The sequence below is a fragment of the Paenibacillus sp. SZ31 genome, from assembly GCF_012912005.1.
In the GTDB taxonomy this organism is placed as follows: Bacteria; Bacillota; Bacilli; order Paenibacillales; family Paenibacillaceae; genus Paenibacillus.
Genome location: NZ_JABBEA010000012.1, coordinates 147,785 through 168,014 on the forward strand (window position 1 = coordinate 147,785; position 20,230 = coordinate 168,014).

Here is a 20,230-nt window from a genome sequence, read left to right on the forward strand (position 1 = left end):
GAGTCGAGATTACCGATCCGATGGAACTAGTTTAACTGCAACATGTATTCATAAGCGGTGACACCAAATACCCGTTTGAAATGTCGGTTCAGATGGGTCAGATCGACGAATCCACAATCGGCAACAGCAGCATAGATGTCCTTGTGTGTTTCGATGGACTGACGGGCACGCTCAACCTTGCAATTCAAGAAAAACTGGTAGGGTGAGATGCCAGCATGTGATTTGAATTCACGGATAAACTGAAACTTGGACATGCCAAATTCGGAGCTTAGGTTGTCCAGCTTGAGCACATCTTCGGTACTGCAAAACATGATTTCCTTGGCTTTGCGGACCAGGTTGTCCTGAGGTAACCAGAGCTTGGTGTCCATTTCCTTCTGTGCCAGAAGATGAACCAGATCGAAGACCCGTTCGCTGCACTCGGCTTCGTCCTGTCTGAGTTGAACGGCATCGTTTAGCATCAGAATGCTACGTGCAAGTTCAGGTTCATAGACGATGGGAGTTGCGAAAAGCAATTCCTTTTTACCTATAATCTCTTCTACCAAATCGGGCTTCAAATACAGCATCACATAGTCGATGCCAGCTTTATCATAGGAGCTTCCATCATGAGACTGTTCACGGTTGAACAGCATGACACCATTTTGGTGAGAAGCCTGATATTGTCCGTCCAGGTTGTATTGTTGAATGCCACGCAGCGTTACGCCAACCGCATATTCTTCGTGGCAATGCTTTTTATAGGTAAAATCAGTAAAGCTGGCGGATAGTGCCAGCACGTCTTGCGACTTTTTATAGTTAAACCGTTCCATGCAGCACACCTCCCAAGCTTTAGATCAATCCGGATACTATAATGGCTGAGTATAACAAAAAAAGGGCCATGAGAATACTTAGTAATTTTTGGTGGCGATTCAGTAACGTCTTGAAAACCTTGCCGAACACAACCCAACTAGAATAGGCGAGAAAACCAATGAAGGTAATAAGCATCACGAACAAAAATGATGAGAAAGAACTTTGATAGAAGGGCAATACATAACTTGGAATGACAGTGAAAGTAAACAAGACCACCTTTGGATTCACAAATTGCATGATGAAACCGTTCCAGAATCCGGTAACTTGTTTCGGTGCATCCTCGGTGGTACCCATCTTGTAGATCTGGTAAGCCAGATACACCATATACAGGCCGCCGACAATCTGCATCACCTTCAGAATTCCGGGTAAGACTCCCGCAAGAAGATGATTGAGAAAAGCTGAAGCGGTAAGCAACAGACCGAATGCCAGCGTAGCTCCCCACACATATCGCATCGTTTGACGCGCCCCAACCTGTTGCACGGAAGAAAGAATCACGATATTACTGGGACCTGGGGTGAACGTAACGACGATGCAGTAGATTAAAAAAGATGCAAGATTCATGATGATGCTCTCCTCTGGTTGTAGTCTAGTTCCATGATCATACGTCCAGAGGGGAAAACTATATAGTACATTATTGCAGCATGCGACTCTGCATATGTAGAAAAGGAAAACAGCGTAACCCAACCGCTTCATAGAAGGCGGCCTGATCACGCTGCTACATCAAGGCATCGAGAAAACGTGTAGCGATTCCAAAATAGATAAACAGGGACAAGATATCATTCAATGTGGTGATTAATGGGCCAGAAGCGACAGCAGGGTCGACTTTAAAACGACTAAGTAGAAGCGGGATACAGGTACCGGTCAGTGTGCCAATGACGAGAGTGAGGAACAAAGACACCCCAATAATGGCGCCTAACAGCCAATCCCCTTGCCAGAAATAAGCAATGACGGTGATCAGTAAGCCACATACCAAGCCTATCATCGTGCCAACTTTGATCTCCCGACCAATCAGTGCCAGTACGGTGGCTTTGTCGAGTTTGCGTCCGATCAATCCGCGTACCACAACAGCCAGAGATTGCGTTCCTGTATTACCTGTCATACCCGCGATCATTGGCATGAAGAACGCCAGTGCGACAACCTGATTCAGTGTATCCTCGAAGAAATCCACGATACTTCCCGAGATCAATCCAATCAACAGAAGCAATATGAGCCAGGGAAGCCTGCGTCTGACGGCGACCAGCGGTTTGGTATCAAAATCGATATCCTTGCTGCCACCACCCATCTTGGCCAAATCTTCACTTGCTTCATCCATAATAATATCAATGACATCATCCATCTGGATGACACCGCATAGCCTGTGATTCTCATCTACCACCGGAAGCGCCATAAACTCATAACGCTGCAAAAGCTGTGCGGCTTCTTCCTGGTCCATATCCACCGTTGCATGAATTACTCGCCGGGTCATCAGTTCTTCGACTGGGGTCTTGTCGTCAGACAAGGCGAGGGATCGATAACTCACGACACCGACCAGTTTGCCTTCATTATCGGTCACATAGAGATAACTGGAGGCGGAGATATGCATGGTACCTTGCGATTGTCGTAAGGCTTCCTTCGCTGTCTCATGGGCGAGCAGAGTCCGATATTGATCCGTCATGATGCGTCCTGCCGTCTCCGGCGGATAATTAAGCACGGACCGGATAATGGCCGAGTGGTCCAGGTTCATGTTGGACAGCAATTCTTCTCTGCGTTTGGCAGGCAAATCGTGCATGAACCGGATCAGATCACTTTTGTCCATCTGCTGCATGACTTCAAGCGTTCGTTCCGGGCCGAGTCGTTCAAACAGCTGAATCTGTTCGTGCAGCTTCAGGGTCTCGGCGAGATCGGCTAGGGCATCGGGTTTGAAGAGGAGCAGAAACCGATTGGTTTCTTCTTCAGGGAACTTTTTGTATACGAGTGAGAGGTCGTAGGGATGCAGTTCTTTCACCAATTTATAGAAATCGGACAGGTTCCGCGATTGCACATGTTGCACGAGTTGTTCGGTGATTTCTTCAACAGAGAAATCTTTCTTGGAATTAGATTCTTTCATATCGACACTCCTTTCTAAACGATCAGCTTCATATTTTTAAACGAAATGGGTTGGAGGTTAAACAAATGGAGAAAAAGAGAGTACCCAAAACGATATTGTAATCTTGCTCAAACATTCGATATGGGCTTACAAAAAGTCGCTGCAAGGATATACTTGTTGTACAGCAACAAACGAGGAGGACATGTGCGAGTGGAAGCAGATATCAGAACACAATTGCTCAGCCTGGCTGAGCCGGAGTATCAGAAATTCTCAGCTGCGCTCATTCCTAACATCACCAATGTACTAGGTGTGAGATTGCCAGTCTTACGAAAGATTGCCAAACAGATTGCTGTCGGGGACTGGCGCACGTATCTGCAGACGGCAGACGATGAATACTTTGAAGAAGTGATGCTGCAAGCGATGGTGATTGGACATGTACAGGCTGATCTGGACGAGCTGCTGAAGGCCATTGAAGCATTTGTACCAAAGATCGACAACTGGTCAGTGTGCGACAGCTTCTGTGCGGGACTGAAATATACGAAAGTGCATTCGGAGCCAATGTGGACATTCTTGCAGCCCTATCTGAGATCAGAGCAGGAATATGAAATTCGGTTTGGCGTGGTGATGCTGTTGAATTTTTATCTGGATGAGAGATATATTGATCAGGTTCTAAACGCATTGGATCAGATCAGGCACGAGGCGTATTATGTGAAAATGGCAGTCGCCTGGGCCATCTCGATGGCCTATGTGAAACAACCTGAAGTGACTATGCGTTATCTGAAGCATAATACCCTGGACGATTTTACGTATAATAAGGCACTTCAGAAAATCACGGAATCTTATCGCGTTGATCCGGAGACCAAGCAGATGATCCGCAGTATGAAACGTAAGGTGAAGAAGCAGGCTACGTCCTAGCATTAAGCATTCCACCGGGGAGAGGGTGATAAACGGATGAGAAAAAAGTTGATGTACGCCACGATGCAGTTGGACGGTCGTCCATGGGTGCTGCTCGCTACGGAACAAGGGTTGTGCCGAGTGGTCATGCCTAATGAAACACTGGAGGACTGGAAGGGCTGGATACAGAAAGTTGCACCAGGCGTAAAACTGGAAGAGAACGAGCATGCGCTGAAACAAACAGGTATGATGGACTGGCTGCAGTCCTATTTTGCAGGGGAGCCCATGGCTTATACGGATGCAATCCCACTAGACTTGATCGGAACTAACTTTCAACAGGAGGTATGGAGAGAGCTAGGGCGTGTGCCTTATGGTGAAATTCGGACCTATGGTGACATCGCCACTGCGATTGGAAGACCTTCGGCTGTGAGAGCGGTTGGGGCTGCGAATGGAGCTAACCCAATTCCGGTTCTGTTACCCTGCCACCGTATTATCGGGGCCAATCGCAAGCTGACCGGATTCCGTGGAGGCCTGGAGATGAAGCGCAGACTGCTGGATATCGAACAGATTGAAGGCGTGACCGATGGAGGACATGCGCGGTTTCATTTTTAATGGAAGAGCGGAATCAAGCAGATTAAGGTGATATGGACAGGGCAGGCACGTTATTGTGCCTGTTTTTTTGCATGTATTAAGGAAGGCATGCAAACGTTCCGCGTATGGAAAACCAACGTTTTACATATTTTTGCCCGGTGAAACCGTATGGTACCATGGATCATAGAACAATCGGTATCTGGGGACGTAATGCCGGGTGAGAAAAGAGGGATGACATGATGAAGCAGGCCTACTGGTTAACCAATGTGACTTTGGAGCAGAGTTATGTTCGAGAAGAAGAACAGGTGACGGGGACACGGACAAGCCCCGCTCATCTGCGGATTGAAGATGGAGTGATCGCGGAGATTGTGGAAGGAAACGGCCCGCTGTCTAGCGATCTACCTCAAGTAGATGGCAAGGGACTTTTACTGCTGCCTTCGTTCGAGGAGGCACATATTCATCTGGACAAAACGTACTACGACGGGCCATGGAAAGCGGTTAAGCGTATCTCCAGCATTTTTGATCGTATTGAAGAAGAGAAGGTTCTTTTGCCCAAGCTGTTACCAGATGCGAAGCGTCAAGCGGAGAGTATTCTGACCTTGATCCAGGGGTATGGCTCCACTCATGTGCGTAGTCATTGCAATATTGAACCCGTCAGTGGCTTGAAAAGACTGGAAGCGACGCGGCAGGCTCTGGAATCATTTTCGGGCAAAATCTCTTCAGAGATCGTAGCTTTTCCACAGCATGGGCTACTTCGCTCCAATTCAGTGGAGCTTATGGGCCAAGCGATGAAGGAAGGTGCAACGCATGTGGGCGGTCTTGATCCTCATACGGTGGATGAACAGATCGAGAGATCACTGAACGCCATGGTTGAACTGGCTGTTCAGCACCATGTGGGCATAGACATACATCTGCATGATAGCGGGCAGGCTGGCAAACAAACGCTGCTGGAACTCGCGAATCTGACCGAAGCAGCAGGGCTTCAGGGCAAAGTTACCGTGAGTCATGCGTTCTGGTTCGCCCACGCAGAACAACAGGAAGCAGAAGATATGGCGCAGCGAATGGCTTCGCTTGGGATGAGCATTGCTTCCACGGTGCCCATTGGCAGAACGATGATGCCTCTTCCCATGCTCCACCGTATGGGCGTGAACGTGAAGCTGGCAACAGATAGCCTGACGGATCATTGGTCTCCTTTTGGCAATGGGGATCTGCTTGCGAAAGCGGGACGCTTCGCAGAACTGTACGGATATAGCGATGAGTTATCCTTGTCTCAATCTTTGGCATTCGTAACAGGAGGTATCACACCGCTGGATTCACAAGGGGAACAGGTATGGCCGAAGGTGGGAGATGCAGCGAGTTTTGTACTAGTCCATGCGAGTTGTTCGGCGGAAGCCGTTGCTCGGCGATCTGCGCGGCAGTCGGTATGGTACAATGGGAAATTGGTGAGCGGATCGACATCGGATTGAGGAAAATAGAGCGTCTAGAGCCATGGGAAACCATGGCTTTTTAGCATGGGAGAAAAAGAGGAAGGAACTGTTCGCAACTACCACATTTTGGGTTATGATGGACGTAGTTAATGGAGGGAGCCAGACGAATGAGGATTGAATATGCAACGGAAGACGACTACGAATATATCATGGAGAGAGATCGGCATATCCATCAGCCACTTGTGAAAACAAAGATTAGTGAGAAAGAAGTATTCATCCTATGGGACGAGGGATCAAGAATTGGATGGATGAGATACGGGTACTTTTGGGACAACATTCCCTTTATGAATATGATCTGGATTGATGAACCCTATCGAAACGGCGGATTTGGCAAAAAAGTCGTGCATCACTGGGAAAGTCTAATGAAGCAACAAGGCTTCGATACGGTGATGACTTCAACGCAATCAGACGAACATGCCCAACATTTCTATCGAAAGCTGGGTTATGTTGATGCAGGGGCTCTGTTGCTGGATGTGCAGCCTTTGGAGATTATTTTGATCAAGAAAATCTAGTGAATAAGCTGCAAGGGGGGAGCTTGATGATAAGAGAGGCGGAATCTAGAGATGCAGCAGGGATTGAAAGGCTGTATACAGAATTATTGCCGAACAACTTAAACACGAAGGTGCTTGCAGAGCGTATTGAAGAAGTTCGGAATAATCCAAACAGTTTCTTGTTTGTGTATGAAATGGGTGATCAGGTGATCGGAACTGCTCATTTACATATTTGTCTGGATGCTTTGGTAGAGAATAGACCCTTTGGCGTAGTTGAGCGGGTTATCATTACGGAACATGTGCAGAGCAAGGGATATGGATCTGAATTGATGAAACATATAGAGCATGTATGTGAGCAGAAAAATTGTGTGAAGGTGTTTCTTACGAGCGGATCATCCAGAAACGAAGCACATCACTTTTATAGGAAATTGGGGTACAACGGAGAATCCAGCAAGGCATTTAAAAAGTATTTATAACTTATAACATTCATCAAGGAAAAGGAAGTAGAAGCAAAGATATGAAAGATAACAAACATCCGGTTCAAGATCTCCGACTTATTGGTACATTGCTCGTGGCTACTCTTTGTTGTCTAGGTGTTGTGATGTATTTACGTGCTCAAACAGATACGAACATGTATCGCTTTTTGAGCTGGGATATGTTCTTGGCATGGGTACCCTTCATCATCTCATCCGGCATTGGATACATATTCAATAAGAAATTAACCACAACGAGCATGATATGTATGGGGCTAATGTGTGCTATTTGGCTCTTTTTTTTGCCGAATTCGGCCTATCTTTTTACAGAGATCCTGCACTCATTCAGATATTTTGATGCTCAAGGGGAAGTTAGATTTTGGGTTAATATTGATTTTTGGTATAGTCTCACCCTGACGTTTGCCGTAGCGATTATCGGATTGCTGCTCTCGACTTGTTCGATCATTCAAATCCATGGCATGTTAAACAAATTAGTCAATAAGTACATTAGTATGATGGTTGTCGGTGTTATTTTGCTATTGAGCAGTATAGGGGTCTACATTGGTAGATTTAATCGGTGGAATTCGTGGGATGTGTTGTCGAGGCCTGGGAAGATCTTCGTGGATCTTGTGAACGATTTCAATGCAGCGAACAGCATGATGGTTGAGTTTGTCGCCATTGTATTTACGGTTCAACTTTTTGGCTATGTTATTTTATCTTTGCTAACCGCAAAGTCGGGCAACTAATTATTCCATTTGAAAGGGTAAAGGAGGCAATATCACACGATGGGTAATCTTAATTTTATCGATAAACTTCCTCACATTAGTGAATGCAAACAGATTCTAAAGGCAGCAGCTATGCTGGATGCCATTTTGATGCCGGAATGGGAGTACAGGTATTACTCGTATAATTCCCAGTGGGACACGAATGAGCAAATGGCATCCATGAGAGATGGGCAAGGAGATCATTATTTTGCAATATTCAGTCCGAATGGGCTGATTATTAAAGGCTTTGATAAAGAGTATGAACTTCAGCATAAGGTTGACCGGAGTGATGTGGTAAAGCGTGTTCCAGAAGCATTTAATACATTTTTGGCAGAACCGGCATTTGTAATGGATCAGACGACGTTCTGTATCTGGAGTGTGGCGGATCAGGAAGGGTGGTCTGCGGGCACGGTGCTTGGGGATCATGAATACGAACTGTTAGAGATTTTGGTAGGCGGCGCGAAATATTATCATGCTTGGGCACAGGATTACTACGAGATAGCGTTGGATATCAAACTGGTTGAACAGGTATTTGATATGAAGCCGATCAATGAGGACTTACTACAGCAATTAAATGATGAACTGAAATTAAGTGATATCGAAGGTGAAATTGCAGAAATTGGATACCCGGATAAGGATCTGAATGTATGAAGGCGATAACGCAGGGAATTACGGAAGAATTGTTGGCTGTAATGGATATGTACCAAAGAATTGCACAACAATTGATCGAGAAATTGATAATGGAAACGGATCAGCCTGATCGGGCGGAAATTCTCGAAGGTGCGTACCATTTGCTGTCCAATGCGGATGTAATCAATGGAGAAGAAGAATTAACGGAAAACTGGTTTTTTGATGTTCATGGCGAGCACTGTTTGTTTCAGAATACAGAAACAGGGCAGACATTAGAGGTTTCCCTCGGTAGTCCAAAGGATGTGGGCAACATGGACCCCTACTTTTTTTACAATTTTATAAAAACAACGCCAGAGCTTGCATATCTGACTTCGTATTTCGAGAATCCGTTTAAGGACATGTTGGATTTCTTCGAACGTATGGAGGCACAGCATGTGTTAATTCATGTTCACGGGGTGGAATATAGAAAGCTTCTTTAATTGCTGTACATTTAATTGGAATTGAGGAGGAATGACGTATGAGTTTAACGGAATGGTCTACAGATATTCTTCAATATGATCTGTCGGATGAATATTCGATTCGCAAAGCTGATTTTGCCGAATGGGGATTATATTGCACGGTTTATTATGATATGCGTTATGTCGGATTTTTCAGAGAAGAAGAGTTTAGTTCTTCCAAGATCAGTGCCTACTGGATTTACAAGGGGGAAAGCAAAATAGGTGGCGTGAGAATGGAGCCTAACCAGATGTATCATTTGTTTTTTATCCCGCCATTCCAGCAGTACTTTGAGGTATTGAAGCTTCTGAAGTATAAATTATTACAGTGGTCGGATCGCACCAAACGTATTCTGACCTTTGAGATTCTTCCAGACCAAGTCGATCTATACGCAAGAGCTGGATTCTGGCCAGTGGAGTTCAGATGTCGCTGGATGCAGCGGCCTACAGATCATTTTGAGATCGAGTGGGACAGCAGGGTAACCGTGAAGAGTCCAGAGATTATTGAAAGTGAAACCGGCACCAAAAAATATGTGAATGAAGATGAAATTGCTCAATGTGACCTGGAGAGCTTTGCGGGAAGTCTTGAAGCTACACGAAGAAAACATACCACTCTTGCAGATTTTATACCAAGTGATGACCCTAATTATACCAATGAAATTCTGACCCAAGCGTCCACGCTTGTATATGACAAGGAAACGGGACAGCTTGTTGCCAATTGTCGCTTATGCTTGCAAGATAATCAGGCGGCTGTATACAGTATCGGAGTGCTCCCCGCCTATAGAGGCAGAGGTCTGGCTACACTGATGTTACAGAGAGCATTAAATGAACTTAAGGGTAAGTATCCCGTTCTACGATTGTATGTGATGCAAGGAAATGATGCGGAGTCCGTGTATCTGAATCTGGGCTTTATTCCGGGTGTGCAGGAGATTCAGACGATGTATATTCCTGAGGAGGAATCATAATGAAAGTTGCCATCTTAACCGATATTCATGGGAATTTCCCTGCTCTTCAAGCGGTATTGGCCTGTACTCCAATGAAGTGATTGAGATGTTGTACAGTCGTAAAAATATGATAGCGACTTCAGGCAATCACGAAGAGGCCGTATTGAGTTTGCTCCAAAATAAGAGACCATTAGAAGGGCATAAAGGCATGGCCGAGCATCATGAATGGATTGGTCAACATTTGAGTGCAGAGTCGATCAAGAGAATACAAGCTCTACCGAAATTCGTTGAAAAAGAGGTAGAAGGACGTCGGTTCCTTTTGACTCACTATCATATGAACAACGACAAGCTGGATGTTATCGATAAAGAATCATCCGGGACCAAATTGGACGCGAAGTATCAGGGGACGGCCCATGATTTGGTTTGTTTTGGTCATCATCACATTCTTTATTATTATAAGACAGATCAAAGAGTATATATGAATCCGGGCGCTCTAGGCTGTAACGATCTTGCCATTGCCAGATATGGGATCGTGGATCTCCAAGAGGGGAACATTGATGTGAAATTCATTGGCGTTCCATATGACAACAGGGAGTATCTGCAATCGTATGAACGGTTGAACGTTCCGGATCGGACTTTTATTTTGAAGGCATTCCATGGGAATCAGTTGGAGAGAGAGTACGGGGAGGAGTAAACGTTCGTAGCAACGTTTCTTGGTAAAGGAGAGATGTACACGGGAATGATCATTATGTTGGTGGTGTATCTGTTCCTCACACCAATGAAATATTATCAGAGTTAAGGGAAATTAAGGAGCTATTGAAAGAGCAAAGATGAAGATTGATTAGGTATGTGCTTCAAAAAAGTAGCTGAGGAGCAGCATTTTCCGATGAATCCCTCTCCTTTATGTCAGGAAAGGGAGGATTCCTGTACAGCGAGCCAAATTACCCTAGTACACGAATAACAATATCCTGATCATGGTTACCAAAACCGGCACCATAGATCGTTAAACCGCCTACGTTGGGGCTTTCCTCGTCAACCGTAAAACGAAGCGTCCAGAACGGTTCGCTAAGCTTAATATCCGCGAGAGTAATGTCTGACATCCGCTCACCATCCATATAGGTACCAGAGGCATCAATGCGGATGGTCTTCAATAATCCATACTGATTCACATTGCGATGCCACCATTCTGGTGTATATTTGCCACGCGCTGCTCTGCCAAAGTCGGCAGGGCTTGTCCACGTTCCGAGAGAAACACCATTGAAAGTGAAGCGAATATCCGAAGGCCAATGATCCCGCAATCCCGGAGCTTCAGAAGCCAGTTCCATCGAAATCTCAATAGCATCAGTTGTCTGATCGGGAAGTACAAAGTTAGGTGTTTTATATTCAACATAGCCTTTCCCAAACCACAGGATAGCAGCGTGTACTCGCTCAGGATCAAGGAAGTAACGCGGATCGTCCCATACGCCGATTTCTTTCTCAAGTGTTCCTAGCCCACAGGTAGGGTGGATATCAAAAGCAGTGTAGTGCCCGACGGATATCCTCTGCTCTTTGGTTCGTAAAGTTCGGCTTGCGGATGGCAGCTCGATCTCAATCTGATTTTGCTTGAGGTAACATAATTTGTGCGTTCCTCCGTTGATCCGAACTCGTCTGCTCCCAATTAGACCCGCATCCTCCAGTTTGCGAATATGCATCGTGACAATGGATGAGCTAAGCTCCAATACTGCAGCAATATCCTTTACATTCATTTCGCGATCTGCAATCATATTCATAATTCTCCATCTGACTTCGCTTGCCAGCGCCTCATATAAAGGAAGGAACTGTGGCTCCCCGTTTGCTTTGATCATCTGTACAACTCCCTACCCTCAATCTTCTAAAATCACATATATATTAATTCAATAAAATTAACTCCAAGATGCAATCCAGATTCATTGCAAGTTTATAGCCAATGGTGTTTAATTTTTTTAGTTGCTACAAAGTTGGATTCTTATATTTATGAATTTTATCATAAGAGGTGGAGTATAGTGAAATACAATAATCCTGTCGTTAAAGGTTTCTATCCAGACCCAAGTGTGATCAAAGTCAACGATACGTACTATATGGTGTGTAGTTCTTTTCAGTACTTTCCGGGCGTACCTCTCTTTGAAAGCAAGGATCTGCTTAATTGGAAGCAGATTGGTCATTGCCTCACTCGTAAAAGTCAGATTCAGCTGGAGACCGTGAGCAGTTCCGGGGGTGTATTTGCCCCAACGATCAGACACAATAACGGGCGTTTCTACATGGTGACAACGAATGATACGACACATCAGAATTTCTATGTATGGACGGACGATATCTACGGAGAATGGTCTGAGCCTATTTATGTGGATCAAGGCGGGATTGATCCGGATTTGTATTTTGAAGATGGAAAGACCTTGTTTATGAGTAACGGGGTGGATGATGAAGGTGTTGGCGGAATTGTCCAGTGTGAGCTTGAGATTGAAACTGGGCGCAAACTGACCCCGAGTCGTTCGATATGGAATGGTACTGGCGGAAGATATCTGGAAAGCCCGCATCTCTATAAAATAAACGGATATTACTACCTGCTTGCAGCTGAGGGCGGTACGGAGTATGGTCACATGGTTACGTATGCTCGGGGAACTTCATCTTCGGGTCCGTTCGAAGCTTATACACACAATCCAGTTCTGACCAATCGTAATCTGGGAGGTTATGAGTTGCAGGGTGTGGGTCATGGTGACCTGGTTGAGGATGATCTGGGAAACTGGTGGCTCTTTCACTTAGGGTTCCGTCAGATTGGCAGATGGGCTACGTTCCATCATCTGGGCCGGGAAGTGTTCCTGACTCCGATTACGTTTGGTGAAGACGAATGGTTTACAGCCGGGCATGAAGGCACAACGCTGACGAGTTTTGAGACTAATCGTATCCCGGACACGGTGATCCAGCAGGACAAGAAGCATTATACGTTTGAAAATACAGACTGGAACCTCGACTGGTGTTACCTTCGTCATCCAAATACAGAGCATTATCAGCTTGAATCAGATAAGCTTACGCTAACAGGAACCGATGTAACGCTGGACGTGCCGGCATCCCCGACGTTCATCGGATTACGTCAAAAAGACTTTAATGCTACGATCTCTGTCGATGTCAGTCTAACGAATGGCGAGGCAGGTATTACGATCTACATGGATGAGAATCATCATTATGAAGTGGCAATTCGTAGGGAGCAGGACGGCTATAAGGTGATCGAGCGCCTGAATATCGGTGATATCAAATCGATTGAACAAGAAGTGGATCTGGCAAATAAACAGCATGCAACGCTGGTCATCCGCTCAAGTCAGGAACGTTACAGCTTCTTGCTTCAAGCAGATGGTGAAGAGATTCTGCTAGGCTCTGCACAGACGAGATACCTGTCATCGGAAGTGGCTGGAGGTTTTACAGGCGTACTCATTGGTCTATACGCGAAGGGTGAAGATGCTGTAGCTGAGTTTACAAACTTCAAGTGTGACTATCATTAAGAAGTTGAGGAGAGGGTCTAAGGGACCTTCTCTTTTTTTGAATTTGTGTAAAAATATAATTATATTAATAAATGCTAACAGAAGAGAGGTATTAAACTTGGAAGAAGCTCCTGTTATCTTTATTGGGTCATTAAATAATCTAAATGTAACAAAAGGTTAAATGAACTTGTTATTAAGTATATAGCTTCATTGAATAACCAAGGAGGAGTTGTATGGAGGATCAATGGAGAATTACAAAATATGATCCGACATGGCGTGATTTGTTTCTCGAAATTGCTTCGAAATTAAGGGAAGCGTTAGGAGAAAAGGCTGTGCGGATTGATCATGTTGGGTCTACTGCAATTGTTGGAATAGACGCCAAACCTATTATCGATATACAAATATCTGTTTCTAATTATGAGAATCTGTTGGACTACAAACGTGAGATCGAAACAGTCGGTTTTGTATTCAGAGCAGAAAATCCAGATAAGACTAAACGTTACTTTCGTGAAGAACCCGGAAGCAGAAGGATACATATACACGTTAGACAGGTAGGCAGTTTCTCCGAGCAGATGACCTTGCTGTTCAGAGACTATTTAAGGGAGCATCCAGAAGATTGTTTGAAATATGCAGAAGAAAAGCACAGACTCATGTCATTGTATCAAGATCAGCGTCCCAAATATGTTGAAGGAAAAGGGCCAATGGTGTGGAGCATATTACAGAGAGCACATAGTTGGTCTCAAGAAATCGGATGGCAACCGGCAAAATCGGACGCATGAGCACATCCAATGAAAAGTAGATAACTGTATTGGAGTGATGAGATGAATATAGGAAGAAAGCAGATGACCACCGTGCTAACCATCATTTGTTTTACTTTGATTGCAAGCTCATATCGATAAATGAATCCTACAGTTTTGATTTTTACATTGTTATTTATCTGGTATACGCGTCTCCCCTGATCGTATTGATCGGGCTGCCTTTATCGATATTGCTGGACTATCTGCTCAGCCGAATTCAATTCGTCACTCATGTGTTGTATCTAAGTACGAGGATTCTGAGCTATGCATGTGCTGGAATTTTAGGTATGTATATTTATTATGTGGTCATGGGCGCAGGAGAAGCAATCTTGGATTTCAAAGAGACGTTAGTTCTGACCTTATTTGGCGTTCTTGCTGCTATTCTATTTGTATTGATTGATATGGGATTGGAAGTTTTGTTAAAAAAGCAAAGAAAAAAGAGTTGAATTAAATTGATTTGTCAGGAGGAAAGCAAGATGAAAAATCATTGTGCACTTCTAATTATTGACGTACAGGTAGCAATGTTTGATGAAGCAGATCCTGTATATCAGGGGGAACAGTTGCTTCAGAAGATCCAGATGCTAATGGACAAGGCCCGTGAAGCAGGGCATTCCATCATATATATCCAGCACAGCGAAGGGGCAGGCAGTCCACTGGAACGAGGAACTCCGGGGTGGGCCATTCATCCGTCCATCACACCGATTGCTGGTGACCTCGTTATTGAAAAAGAGACACCGGATTCGTTTCACGAAACCAATCTGCATCTGAAATTGCAAGAAGATGGCGTGACGGAGTTGATTCTTACAGGTATGCAGACCGAGTTATGTGTAGACACGACTTGCCGCAGAGCGTACAGCCTGGGATACACAGTCAATCTGGTTCGAGATGCGCACAGCACATGGCATTCAAATACGCTTCAAGCGGAGCAGATTATTGAACATCACAATACGGTACTGAGACTGTTTGCCAACATGGTGGATACGGAGAATGTGTTGTAATGCTAGGAAAACGTAGGCGATTCTGGTTTTACATAGGTGCGGCAATCATATCACAGGAAGCATTAGTGCAGGAATTGCTTTGAGATTAAAGCATAACGCTAAGGTTACGATTCAATACAATCGGAAACAGATTATTGTAACCAGAAAAAGCAGATTTAATAGAAGTTCGAGATATATAGTTGATCAAAAGGACTTAAGAGACTTTATGGATCAAAAGCTAAAAGGAACGTTTTTTGGAGAAGATCCCGTCAGGGTGGAGTAAGGGGGAGAGGTATTGACGATTAACAAAAGAATAATGAATCTATCAGCCTGGCTTGCGGTATTAGCCATCATATGTATTCCTGGAACTTTACATACTGAAGATGGACCGTTCCGAACAGAGTATGGTTTCCCGCTCCGATTCTTTACGGATTATCATTATGCTAATTCTGAGGGAACAATCTGGTTTGTATCTGGCATCCATTTAAACGTACTTCTATATTTGTTCAATGTCCTGTTTATTTATGCAGGTATTCATGTAATCTTGTATATAAAAAAGAAATTAACTAAATAAATTCAACAGAATATTTACACGAAACGGAGAGGACAGAAAAAAACTGAAGAAGCGAAGTGTTCGCCTAAAAGCTTTCTGAAAGAAAGCTGCATCGGAAGCATAGGCTTATCCCCGGAGTTTCCCATTATAAAATGAATCAAAAAAATCTGGGGATAACAGCGATCGGAAGATTGTTCTGTCATCGTAGTGACCAGTGTAAACATTCGGATGATACTTTTGCCAATACAGAATTGATCAAAGCTCTCTGAAAAACATAGCCGATAAAGGGGAATATACCAATGGAAACATTCTTTCGTTATAACTGGATGGTACGTGAGCAATGGTATGCGTGGTGTGAAGATGTGCCGCTTGAAGAGTTGCTTCGGCCTCGTACGGGCGGAGTAGGCAACATATTACAAACGTTGTTTCATATCATTGATGTAGAGTGGAGCTGGCTTCAGTTGCTTCAGGGAAAACCGGATGATGCGGAAGATTTTGCAAACTACTCGAACCTTGAGGCGGTAAGGCGATTCGATCGCAAGTTACGTTCTGATGTGGAGGCATTTGTTACAGCATGGGATTCGCGTATGGAAAAAAGAGCTTATATCGATCATCGCTCAGCTGGCAAGGTCGATACACATTCATGGGGAGAAGTCATGCGACATGTGATCGCACATGAGATTCACCATATGGGCCAACTGTCGGTATGGGCCAGAGAACTGGGCAAGCAGCCGGTGTCCGCCAATGTTATTGGCAAAGGCCTGATTATACCTGACTAACAGGGAGAGGCGGTCATAACATGGAAGGAGGAGAACGATGACGATTCAACTTAGCCAGATAGATTGGATACAACTGGATGAACGTGTCCAACAGGTGATTGAACAGGAGCATCAGATCATTCCCTTGTCACCTGGACTGGAAGCGAGTGTGATGAGAATCGAAATAGGTGATCAGCGGTACGTATTGAAGATCTGGAACAAGGATTCAAAACCGGATATCGCCAAACAATATCGGTTATTGTCTAAGCTTCATCAAAGTGGAATTCGTGTTTCTAAGCCCTATGGTTGGGGATTAGACGACCAACAGAATCAAGTGCTGTTAACAAGCTATGATGGTGAACCGGTTACCCAATTGACACAAACCAAACTGACATATTTGGCTGAACGGTTAATGGAGGTCCATCGTTATCCGGTGAATGAAGTGGGTACTAGAGAAGAAGATGAAGAATACATATTCAGGTACGATTTTGTTCAATACTTTTTTCCTCAAATTGAGTTACATGACGATATAAATGATCTTCTGGCAAACTTGATCCAGCAGGTCCAGATCAGACAGGACTGTTTGATTCATGGCGATTATAATCTGGGAAACATTCTTGAGATGCACGACCATTACACCATCATCGATTGGACTAATGGGCAGTATGGTGATCCAAGGTACGATATGGCATGGTCTGTGTTTCTGATCACCATCTATAATGGGGAAAGTTACGGTGAGATTTATTACGCTCAATTTGCACGTTCTGCAAGTTATGCGTACACGCTGGAAGAGGAACAGATTTTTGGAGCAATAGCTTGTCTGCGCTGGATTCTGTTAAGGCGTGTTGGGGATGTACCCATGGGGCCAGATGTAATGGAAAGGGTTCACAGCATGGCTGTCCACAATCCGTATTTGAATGAAAATCTGCTGAAATCGTAATACGGGGATACACAATGACGACCGTATACGATTAAGTAATAGAAAGACCACATGTTTCAAATAAAATAAACAGCCAGTCCTAAACTAGCGATCCTCGCATACCTATGATAATAGAGGAGCGTGATCGATATGGAGCAGAAAGTGCAAACTTACTTTGAACTGAAGCAGCAGCAAAAAGATATTGAGCAGCAGTTGTCTGTACTACGAGATGAAATTGTGGCGTATTGTGCAGAACAAGGGGTCTATGAGACGCAGGTTGGTGGTTACACCGTGAAAACAGTGCTTCAGAACCGGAAGGAATACGATGATCAGAAGCTGTATGCTTCTCTTCCAGACCCTGATATCTGGCGATTGTTGTCCAAGGTGGACAGCCATAAGTTGAAAAGCCTGATTAAGCTGAACATTCTGTCCGAGGAGCAAATTAACCCGGCATGCACAGTGAAACAGGTGACCTTGTTACAGGTAGACAAGCTGTAACGCTTCATAGCCTCTTCGTACATGAGTTGAATTCAACGACGATTAACTATCACGAAGCACCTTCCATGAAAAAGTTCTGTTGCCATAAGCAGTGGAACGAACGTGGAGGTGTTTTTGGTTTGTAAACAGGGTTAAGGATCAAAAATAGTTAAATATGAGGGGAAAGAAGTATAATTTGTTCATGGTAAGCGTATTCAACAAGCGATATGATGGATAAAAACCGGCAGGGAGGAATTGTAAATGCCAACGGAAATTCCATCACTACATGCTGCTTACGCCAACACGTTTAAAATAGGTGCTGCTGTACATACCAAAATGTTGCAGTCCGAAGGGGAGTTTATCGCCAAGCACTTCAATAGTATCACGGCTGAAAATCAGATGAAATTCGAAGAGATTCACCCGGAAGAGGATCGGTATACATTTGAGGCGGCGGATCAAATTGTTGATTTTGCTGTCAGTAAAGGAATAGCTGTTCGCGGACATACATTGGTCTGGCATAATCAGACATCGAAATGGGTTTTCGAGGATACTTCGGGTGCTCCTGTTTCCAGAGAATTGCTATTATCCCGCTTGAAGCAACATATTGATACAGTAGTAGGTCGGTATAAGGGGCAAATATATGCGTGGGATGTCGTCAATGAAGCTGTTGAAGATAAGACCGACCTGTTCATGAGGGACACGAAGTGGTTAGAGCTGGTGGGGGAAGATTATTTGCTGCAAGCGTTCAGTATGGCTCATGAAGCTGATCCGAATGCCTTACTTTTCTATAATGACTACAATGAGACGGATCCGGTCAAACGGGAGAAGATCTACAATCTGGTTCGGTCTTTGCTGGACAAGGGAGCACCTGTACACGGGATTGGGTTGCAGGGGCATTGGAATATTCATGGTCCTTCCATTGAAGAAATCCGAATGGCTATTGAGCGTTATGCTTCACTGGATGTGCAGTTGCATGTTACGGAGCTGGATATGTCTGTGTTTCGTTATGAGGATCGTCGAACGGATCTCACCGCGCCCACTTCGGAGATGGCTGAGCTACAGGAGCGTCGATATGAAGAAATCTTCAATTTGTTCCGTGAATACAAATCATCCCTTACCTCTGTGACATTCTGGGGAGTAGCGGACAATTATACTTGGCTGGACCATTTCCCGGTTCGTGGGCGCAAAAATTGGCCCTTTGTTTTTGATCAGCAGTTGCAGCCAAAGGAATCATTTTGGCGCATATTTAACCCTATGTCCTGAACATTAGGTAAGGAAAGAGCATCGGTCACAATGTGGCCGATTTTTTGCTGTTATTGTACTCATATTAATTTCTACAGTACGGCTATCTTGTGCCTGGTTGAAACACATTGTAGGTAAGATGGATCGCACCCGCAATTACCTGTTGATATTTGCAGGAAACTTGGTCGCTGCCTATTATATCTTTGAAGAGGGTACTTTTGCCAAACCGCTGATGTTTGCTACATTCATGCTGTTGCTGATCATGACAATTGATTACATGAAAAGTAGAACAAAATATACATTGGAATAGGGTATGTCCATGGTTTATAGCGATTCTGGAGCACAGGGTCGTTTTTTTATTGCATATAGAACAGCTTCCATTTACATCATGGCCATTGTTCATTACACTGGATTAGTAGTAACTCGTTAACTCAATTCAGATTTTCAGGAGGATATCATTATGCATCAATCCGCACATATTCAGGAAGCAAGAGATTACATATTAAACCGAATCAAGACCAAGCCTGCTGTAGGCATGATTCTGGGTTCGGGACTGGGAGCGCTCGCGGATGAGATTGAAAATGCGACCGTTATTCCGTATACAGATATTCCACATTTCGCCCAATCGGAGGCCATTGGCCATGCTAATGAACTGGTTATTGGTGAACTGATGGGCAAGACGGTTGTAGCCATGAAGGGACGCCTTCACTATTATGAAGGTTTCACACTGGATGAAGTGACTTTCCCGGTTCGTATGATGAAGGCACTGGGTGTTGAACAATTACTAATCACCAATGCCTGCGGAGCGATCAACACAAGCTTTGAGCCGGGCCAACTGATGCTCATTACAGATCATATTAACCTGGTAGGTAATAACCCGTTAATGGGACCGAATAACGCCGAACTGGGTGTGCGTTTCCCAGACGTATCACAGGTATACAATCGCGAACTGCGCAGCATTGCCCTGAAGGTTGCAGAAGAGCAAAATGTTGGCCTGCAGCAAGGTGTCTATGCATGGTGGAGTGGTCCGGCATATGAGACACCAGCCGAGATTCGCATGATTCGTACGATGGGTGCGGATGCAGTGGGTATGTCCACGGTACCTGAAGCCATTGTTGCCATCCATGGCGGTATGAAGGTACTGGGCATCTCCTGTTTGACCAACATGGCCTGTGGTATTCTCGATCAGCCGTTAAGTCATGACGAAGTCATTGAAGTGGCTGCGCAAGTGAAAACAACCTTTATCGGACTTGTGAAAGGTATCTTGAAAGAGATCTAATCACGAGATTATTGCAAGGGGCACTGTCTATGCGGAGTTCATCCGTTCGGCAGTGCTTTTT

Annotated in this window: 23 protein-coding genes; 19 read left to right on the forward strand and 4 right to left on the reverse strand. The window is 44.6% G+C overall.

What is annotated here, in order from left to right; translation table 11 throughout:
• Nucleotides 1–26 precede the first annotated feature (26 nt).
• From HF638_RS20950 to mgtE, 3 genes are all read right to left on the reverse strand, one after another.
• A complete protein-coding gene (locus tag HF638_RS20950; protein ID WP_169481896.1) occupies nt 27–803 on the reverse strand; it encodes an AraC family transcriptional regulator in 777 nt (258 codons plus the stop codon).
• A 19-nt stretch (nt 804–822) separates the two neighbouring features.
• Nucleotides 823–1,404: a LysE family translocator gene (locus HF638_RS20955; protein ID WP_169481897.1), complete on the reverse strand. Its 582-nt coding sequence runs from the start codon at nt 1,402–1,404 to the stop codon at nt 823–825.
• 154 nt (nt 1,405–1,558) lie between these two features.
• Nucleotides 1,559–2,929 carry a magnesium transporter gene (gene mgtE, locus HF638_RS20960; RefSeq protein WP_169481898.1) on the reverse strand — a complete coding sequence of 457 codons (1,371 nt, stop codon included), beginning with the start codon at nt 2,927–2,929 and terminating at the stop codon, nt 1,559–1,561.
• 189 nt (nt 2,930–3,118) lie between these two features.
• Between mgtE and HF638_RS20965 the strand changes: the two genes are divergently transcribed.
• From HF638_RS20965 to HF638_RS21010, 10 genes are all read left to right on the forward strand, one after another.
• Entirely contained in the window at nt 3,119–3,823 is a 705-nt protein-coding gene (locus HF638_RS20965) for a DNA alkylation repair protein (protein ID WP_169481899.1), read from the forward strand.
• A gap of 36 nt (nt 3,824–3,859) precedes the next feature.
• Complete coding sequence (locus HF638_RS20970; RefSeq protein WP_169481900.1) at nt 3,860–4,414, forward strand: methylated-DNA--[protein]-cysteine S-methyltransferase; 555 nt, start codon at nt 3,860–3,862, stop codon at nt 4,412–4,414.
• A 218-nt stretch (nt 4,415–4,632) separates the two neighbouring features.
• Nucleotides 4,633–5,859 (forward strand): amidohydrolase, encoded by a 1,227-nt coding sequence (locus tag HF638_RS20975; protein WP_169481952.1) that lies wholly within the window; start codon nt 4,633–4,635, stop codon nt 5,857–5,859.
• A 128-nt stretch (nt 5,860–5,987) separates the two neighbouring features.
• Entirely contained in the window at nt 5,988–6,392 is a 405-nt protein-coding gene (locus HF638_RS20980; protein WP_169481901.1) for a GNAT family N-acetyltransferase, read from the forward strand.
• 26 nt (nt 6,393–6,418) lie between these two features.
• Entirely contained in the window at nt 6,419–6,847 is a 429-nt protein-coding gene (locus HF638_RS20985) for a GNAT family N-acetyltransferase (protein ID WP_211175722.1), read from the forward strand.
• Between the two features lie 41 nt (nt 6,848–6,888).
• Nucleotides 6,889–7,590 carry a DUF1361 domain-containing protein gene (locus HF638_RS20990; protein ID WP_169481903.1) on the forward strand — a complete coding sequence of 234 codons (702 nt, stop codon included), beginning with the start codon at nt 6,889–6,891 and terminating at the stop codon, nt 7,588–7,590.
• Between the two features lie 39 nt (nt 7,591–7,629).
• Nucleotides 7,630–8,259: a hypothetical protein gene (locus HF638_RS20995; protein WP_169481904.1), complete on the forward strand. Its 630-nt coding sequence runs from the start codon at nt 7,630–7,632 to the stop codon at nt 8,257–8,259.
• Nucleotides 8,256–8,717 carry a DUF6896 domain-containing protein gene (locus tag HF638_RS21000; protein ID WP_169481905.1) on the forward strand — a complete coding sequence of 154 codons (462 nt, stop codon included), beginning with the start codon at nt 8,256–8,258 and terminating at the stop codon, nt 8,715–8,717. Before HF638_RS20995 ends, HF638_RS21000 begins: the two co-directional genes overlap by 4 nt.
• Before the next feature lie 38 nt (nt 8,718–8,755).
• Nucleotides 8,756–9,697: a GNAT family N-acetyltransferase gene (locus HF638_RS21005; protein WP_169481906.1), complete on the forward strand. Its 942-nt coding sequence runs from the start codon at nt 8,756–8,758 to the stop codon at nt 9,695–9,697.
• Between the two features lie 85 nt (nt 9,698–9,782).
• Nucleotides 9,783–10,370: a metallophosphoesterase family protein gene (locus HF638_RS21010; protein ID WP_169481907.1), complete on the forward strand. Its 588-nt coding sequence runs from the start codon at nt 9,783–9,785 to the stop codon at nt 10,368–10,370.
• Nucleotides 10,371–10,617: 247 nt separating this feature from the next.
• Here HF638_RS21010 and HF638_RS21015 read toward each other — a convergent pair whose 3' ends face one another.
• The gene (locus HF638_RS21015) at nt 10,618–11,520 is read right to left on the reverse strand and encodes an ArsR/SmtB family transcription factor (protein WP_169481908.1); all 903 of its coding nucleotides are present in this window, start codon (nt 11,518–11,520) and stop codon (nt 10,618–10,620) included.
• 177 nt (nt 11,521–11,697) lie between these two features.
• Between HF638_RS21015 and HF638_RS21020 the strand changes: the two genes are divergently transcribed.
• The 9 genes from HF638_RS21020 (at nt 11,698) to HF638_RS21060 (ending at nt 20,169) form a co-directional block, all read left to right on the forward strand.
• Nucleotides 11,698–13,188, forward strand: a complete 1,491-nt coding sequence (locus HF638_RS21020) for a family 43 glycosylhydrolase (protein WP_169481909.1) — start codon at nt 11,698–11,700, stop codon at nt 13,186–13,188.
• Between the two features lie 212 nt (nt 13,189–13,400).
• On the forward strand, nt 13,401–13,946 hold the full coding sequence (locus tag HF638_RS21025) for a GrpB family protein (RefSeq protein WP_169481910.1): 546 nt from the start codon (nt 13,401–13,403) through the stop codon (nt 13,944–13,946).
• 494 nt (nt 13,947–14,440) lie between these two features.
• A complete protein-coding gene (locus tag HF638_RS21030; RefSeq protein ID WP_169481911.1) occupies nt 14,441–14,962 on the forward strand; it encodes a cysteine hydrolase family protein in 522 nt (173 codons plus the stop codon).
• Between the two features lie 274 nt (nt 14,963–15,236).
• A complete protein-coding gene (locus HF638_RS21035) occupies nt 15,237–15,515 on the forward strand; it encodes a hypothetical protein (RefSeq protein WP_169481912.1) in 279 nt (92 codons plus the stop codon).
• A gap of 278 nt (nt 15,516–15,793) precedes the next feature.
• The gene (locus HF638_RS21040) at nt 15,794–16,273 is read left to right on the forward strand and encodes a DinB family protein (protein WP_169481913.1); all 480 of its coding nucleotides are present in this window, start codon (nt 15,794–15,796) and stop codon (nt 16,271–16,273) included.
• A 37-nt stretch (nt 16,274–16,310) separates the two neighbouring features.
• On the forward strand, nt 16,311–17,192 hold the full coding sequence (locus HF638_RS21045; protein ID WP_169481914.1) for an aminoglycoside phosphotransferase family protein: 882 nt from the start codon (nt 16,311–16,313) through the stop codon (nt 17,190–17,192).
• 129 nt (nt 17,193–17,321) lie between these two features.
• Nucleotides 17,322–17,669 carry a hypothetical protein gene (locus HF638_RS21050; protein WP_081746078.1) on the forward strand — a complete coding sequence of 116 codons (348 nt, stop codon included), beginning with the start codon at nt 17,322–17,324 and terminating at the stop codon, nt 17,667–17,669.
• Between the two features lie 240 nt (nt 17,670–17,909).
• Nucleotides 17,910–18,911 (forward strand): endo-1,4-beta-xylanase, encoded by a 1,002-nt coding sequence (locus HF638_RS21055; RefSeq protein ID WP_169481915.1) that lies wholly within the window; start codon nt 17,910–17,912, stop codon nt 18,909–18,911.
• A 439-nt stretch (nt 18,912–19,350) separates the two neighbouring features.
• A complete protein-coding gene (locus HF638_RS21060; RefSeq protein WP_169481916.1) occupies nt 19,351–20,169 on the forward strand; it encodes a purine-nucleoside phosphorylase in 819 nt (272 codons plus the stop codon).
• The last annotated feature ends 61 nt before the right edge of the window (nt 20,170–20,230 follow it).

Coding starts and splice junctions, on each gene's coding strand:
- HF638_RS20950 (WP_169481896.1), bottom strand. CDS start 803: ATGGAACGGTTTAACTATAAAAAGTCGCAAGACGTGCTGGCACTATCC.
- HF638_RS20955 (WP_169481897.1), bottom strand. CDS start 1,404: ATGAATCTTGCATCTTTTTTAATCTACTGCATCGTCGTTACGTTCACC.
- mgtE (WP_169481898.1), bottom strand. CDS start 2,929: ATGAAAGAATCTAATTCCAAGAAAGATTTCTCTGTTGAAGAAATCACC.
- HF638_RS20970 (WP_169481900.1), top strand. CDS start 3,860: ATGAGAAAAAAGTTGATGTACGCCACGATGCAGTTGGACGGTCGTCCA.
- HF638_RS20975 (WP_169481952.1), top strand. CDS start 4,633: ATGAAGCAGGCCTACTGGTTAACCAATGTGACTTTGGAGCAGAGTTAT.
- HF638_RS20980 (WP_169481901.1), top strand. CDS start 5,988: ATGAGGATTGAATATGCAACGGAAGACGACTACGAATATATCATGGAG.
- HF638_RS20985 (WP_211175722.1), top strand. CDS start 6,419: ATGATAAGAGAGGCGGAATCTAGAGATGCAGCAGGGATTGAAAGGCTG.
- HF638_RS20990 (WP_169481903.1), top strand. CDS start 6,889: ATGAAAGATAACAAACATCCGGTTCAAGATCTCCGACTTATTGGTACA.
- HF638_RS20995 (WP_169481904.1), top strand. CDS start 7,630: ATGGGTAATCTTAATTTTATCGATAAACTTCCTCACATTAGTGAATGC.
- HF638_RS21000 (WP_169481905.1), top strand. CDS start 8,256: ATGAAGGCGATAACGCAGGGAATTACGGAAGAATTGTTGGCTGTAATG.
- HF638_RS21005 (WP_169481906.1), top strand. CDS start 8,756: ATGAGTTTAACGGAATGGTCTACAGATATTCTTCAATATGATCTGTCG.
- HF638_RS21010 (WP_169481907.1), top strand. CDS start 9,783: ATGTTGTACAGTCGTAAAAATATGATAGCGACTTCAGGCAATCACGAA.
- HF638_RS21015 (WP_169481908.1), bottom strand. CDS start 11,520: ATGATCAAAGCAAACGGGGAGCCACAGTTCCTTCCTTTATATGAGGCG.
- HF638_RS21025 (WP_169481910.1), top strand. CDS start 13,401: ATGGAGGATCAATGGAGAATTACAAAATATGATCCGACATGGCGTGAT.
- HF638_RS21030 (WP_169481911.1), top strand. CDS start 14,441: ATGAAAAATCATTGTGCACTTCTAATTATTGACGTACAGGTAGCAATG.
- HF638_RS21040 (WP_169481913.1), top strand. CDS start 15,794: ATGGAAACATTCTTTCGTTATAACTGGATGGTACGTGAGCAATGGTAT.
- HF638_RS21045 (WP_169481914.1), top strand. CDS start 16,311: ATGACGATTCAACTTAGCCAGATAGATTGGATACAACTGGATGAACGT.
- HF638_RS21050 (WP_081746078.1), top strand. CDS start 17,322: ATGGAGCAGAAAGTGCAAACTTACTTTGAACTGAAGCAGCAGCAAAAA.
- HF638_RS21055 (WP_169481915.1), top strand. CDS start 17,910: ATGCCAACGGAAATTCCATCACTACATGCTGCTTACGCCAACACGTTT.
- HF638_RS21060 (WP_169481916.1), top strand. CDS start 19,351: ATGCATCAATCCGCACATATTCAGGAAGCAAGAGATTACATATTAAAC.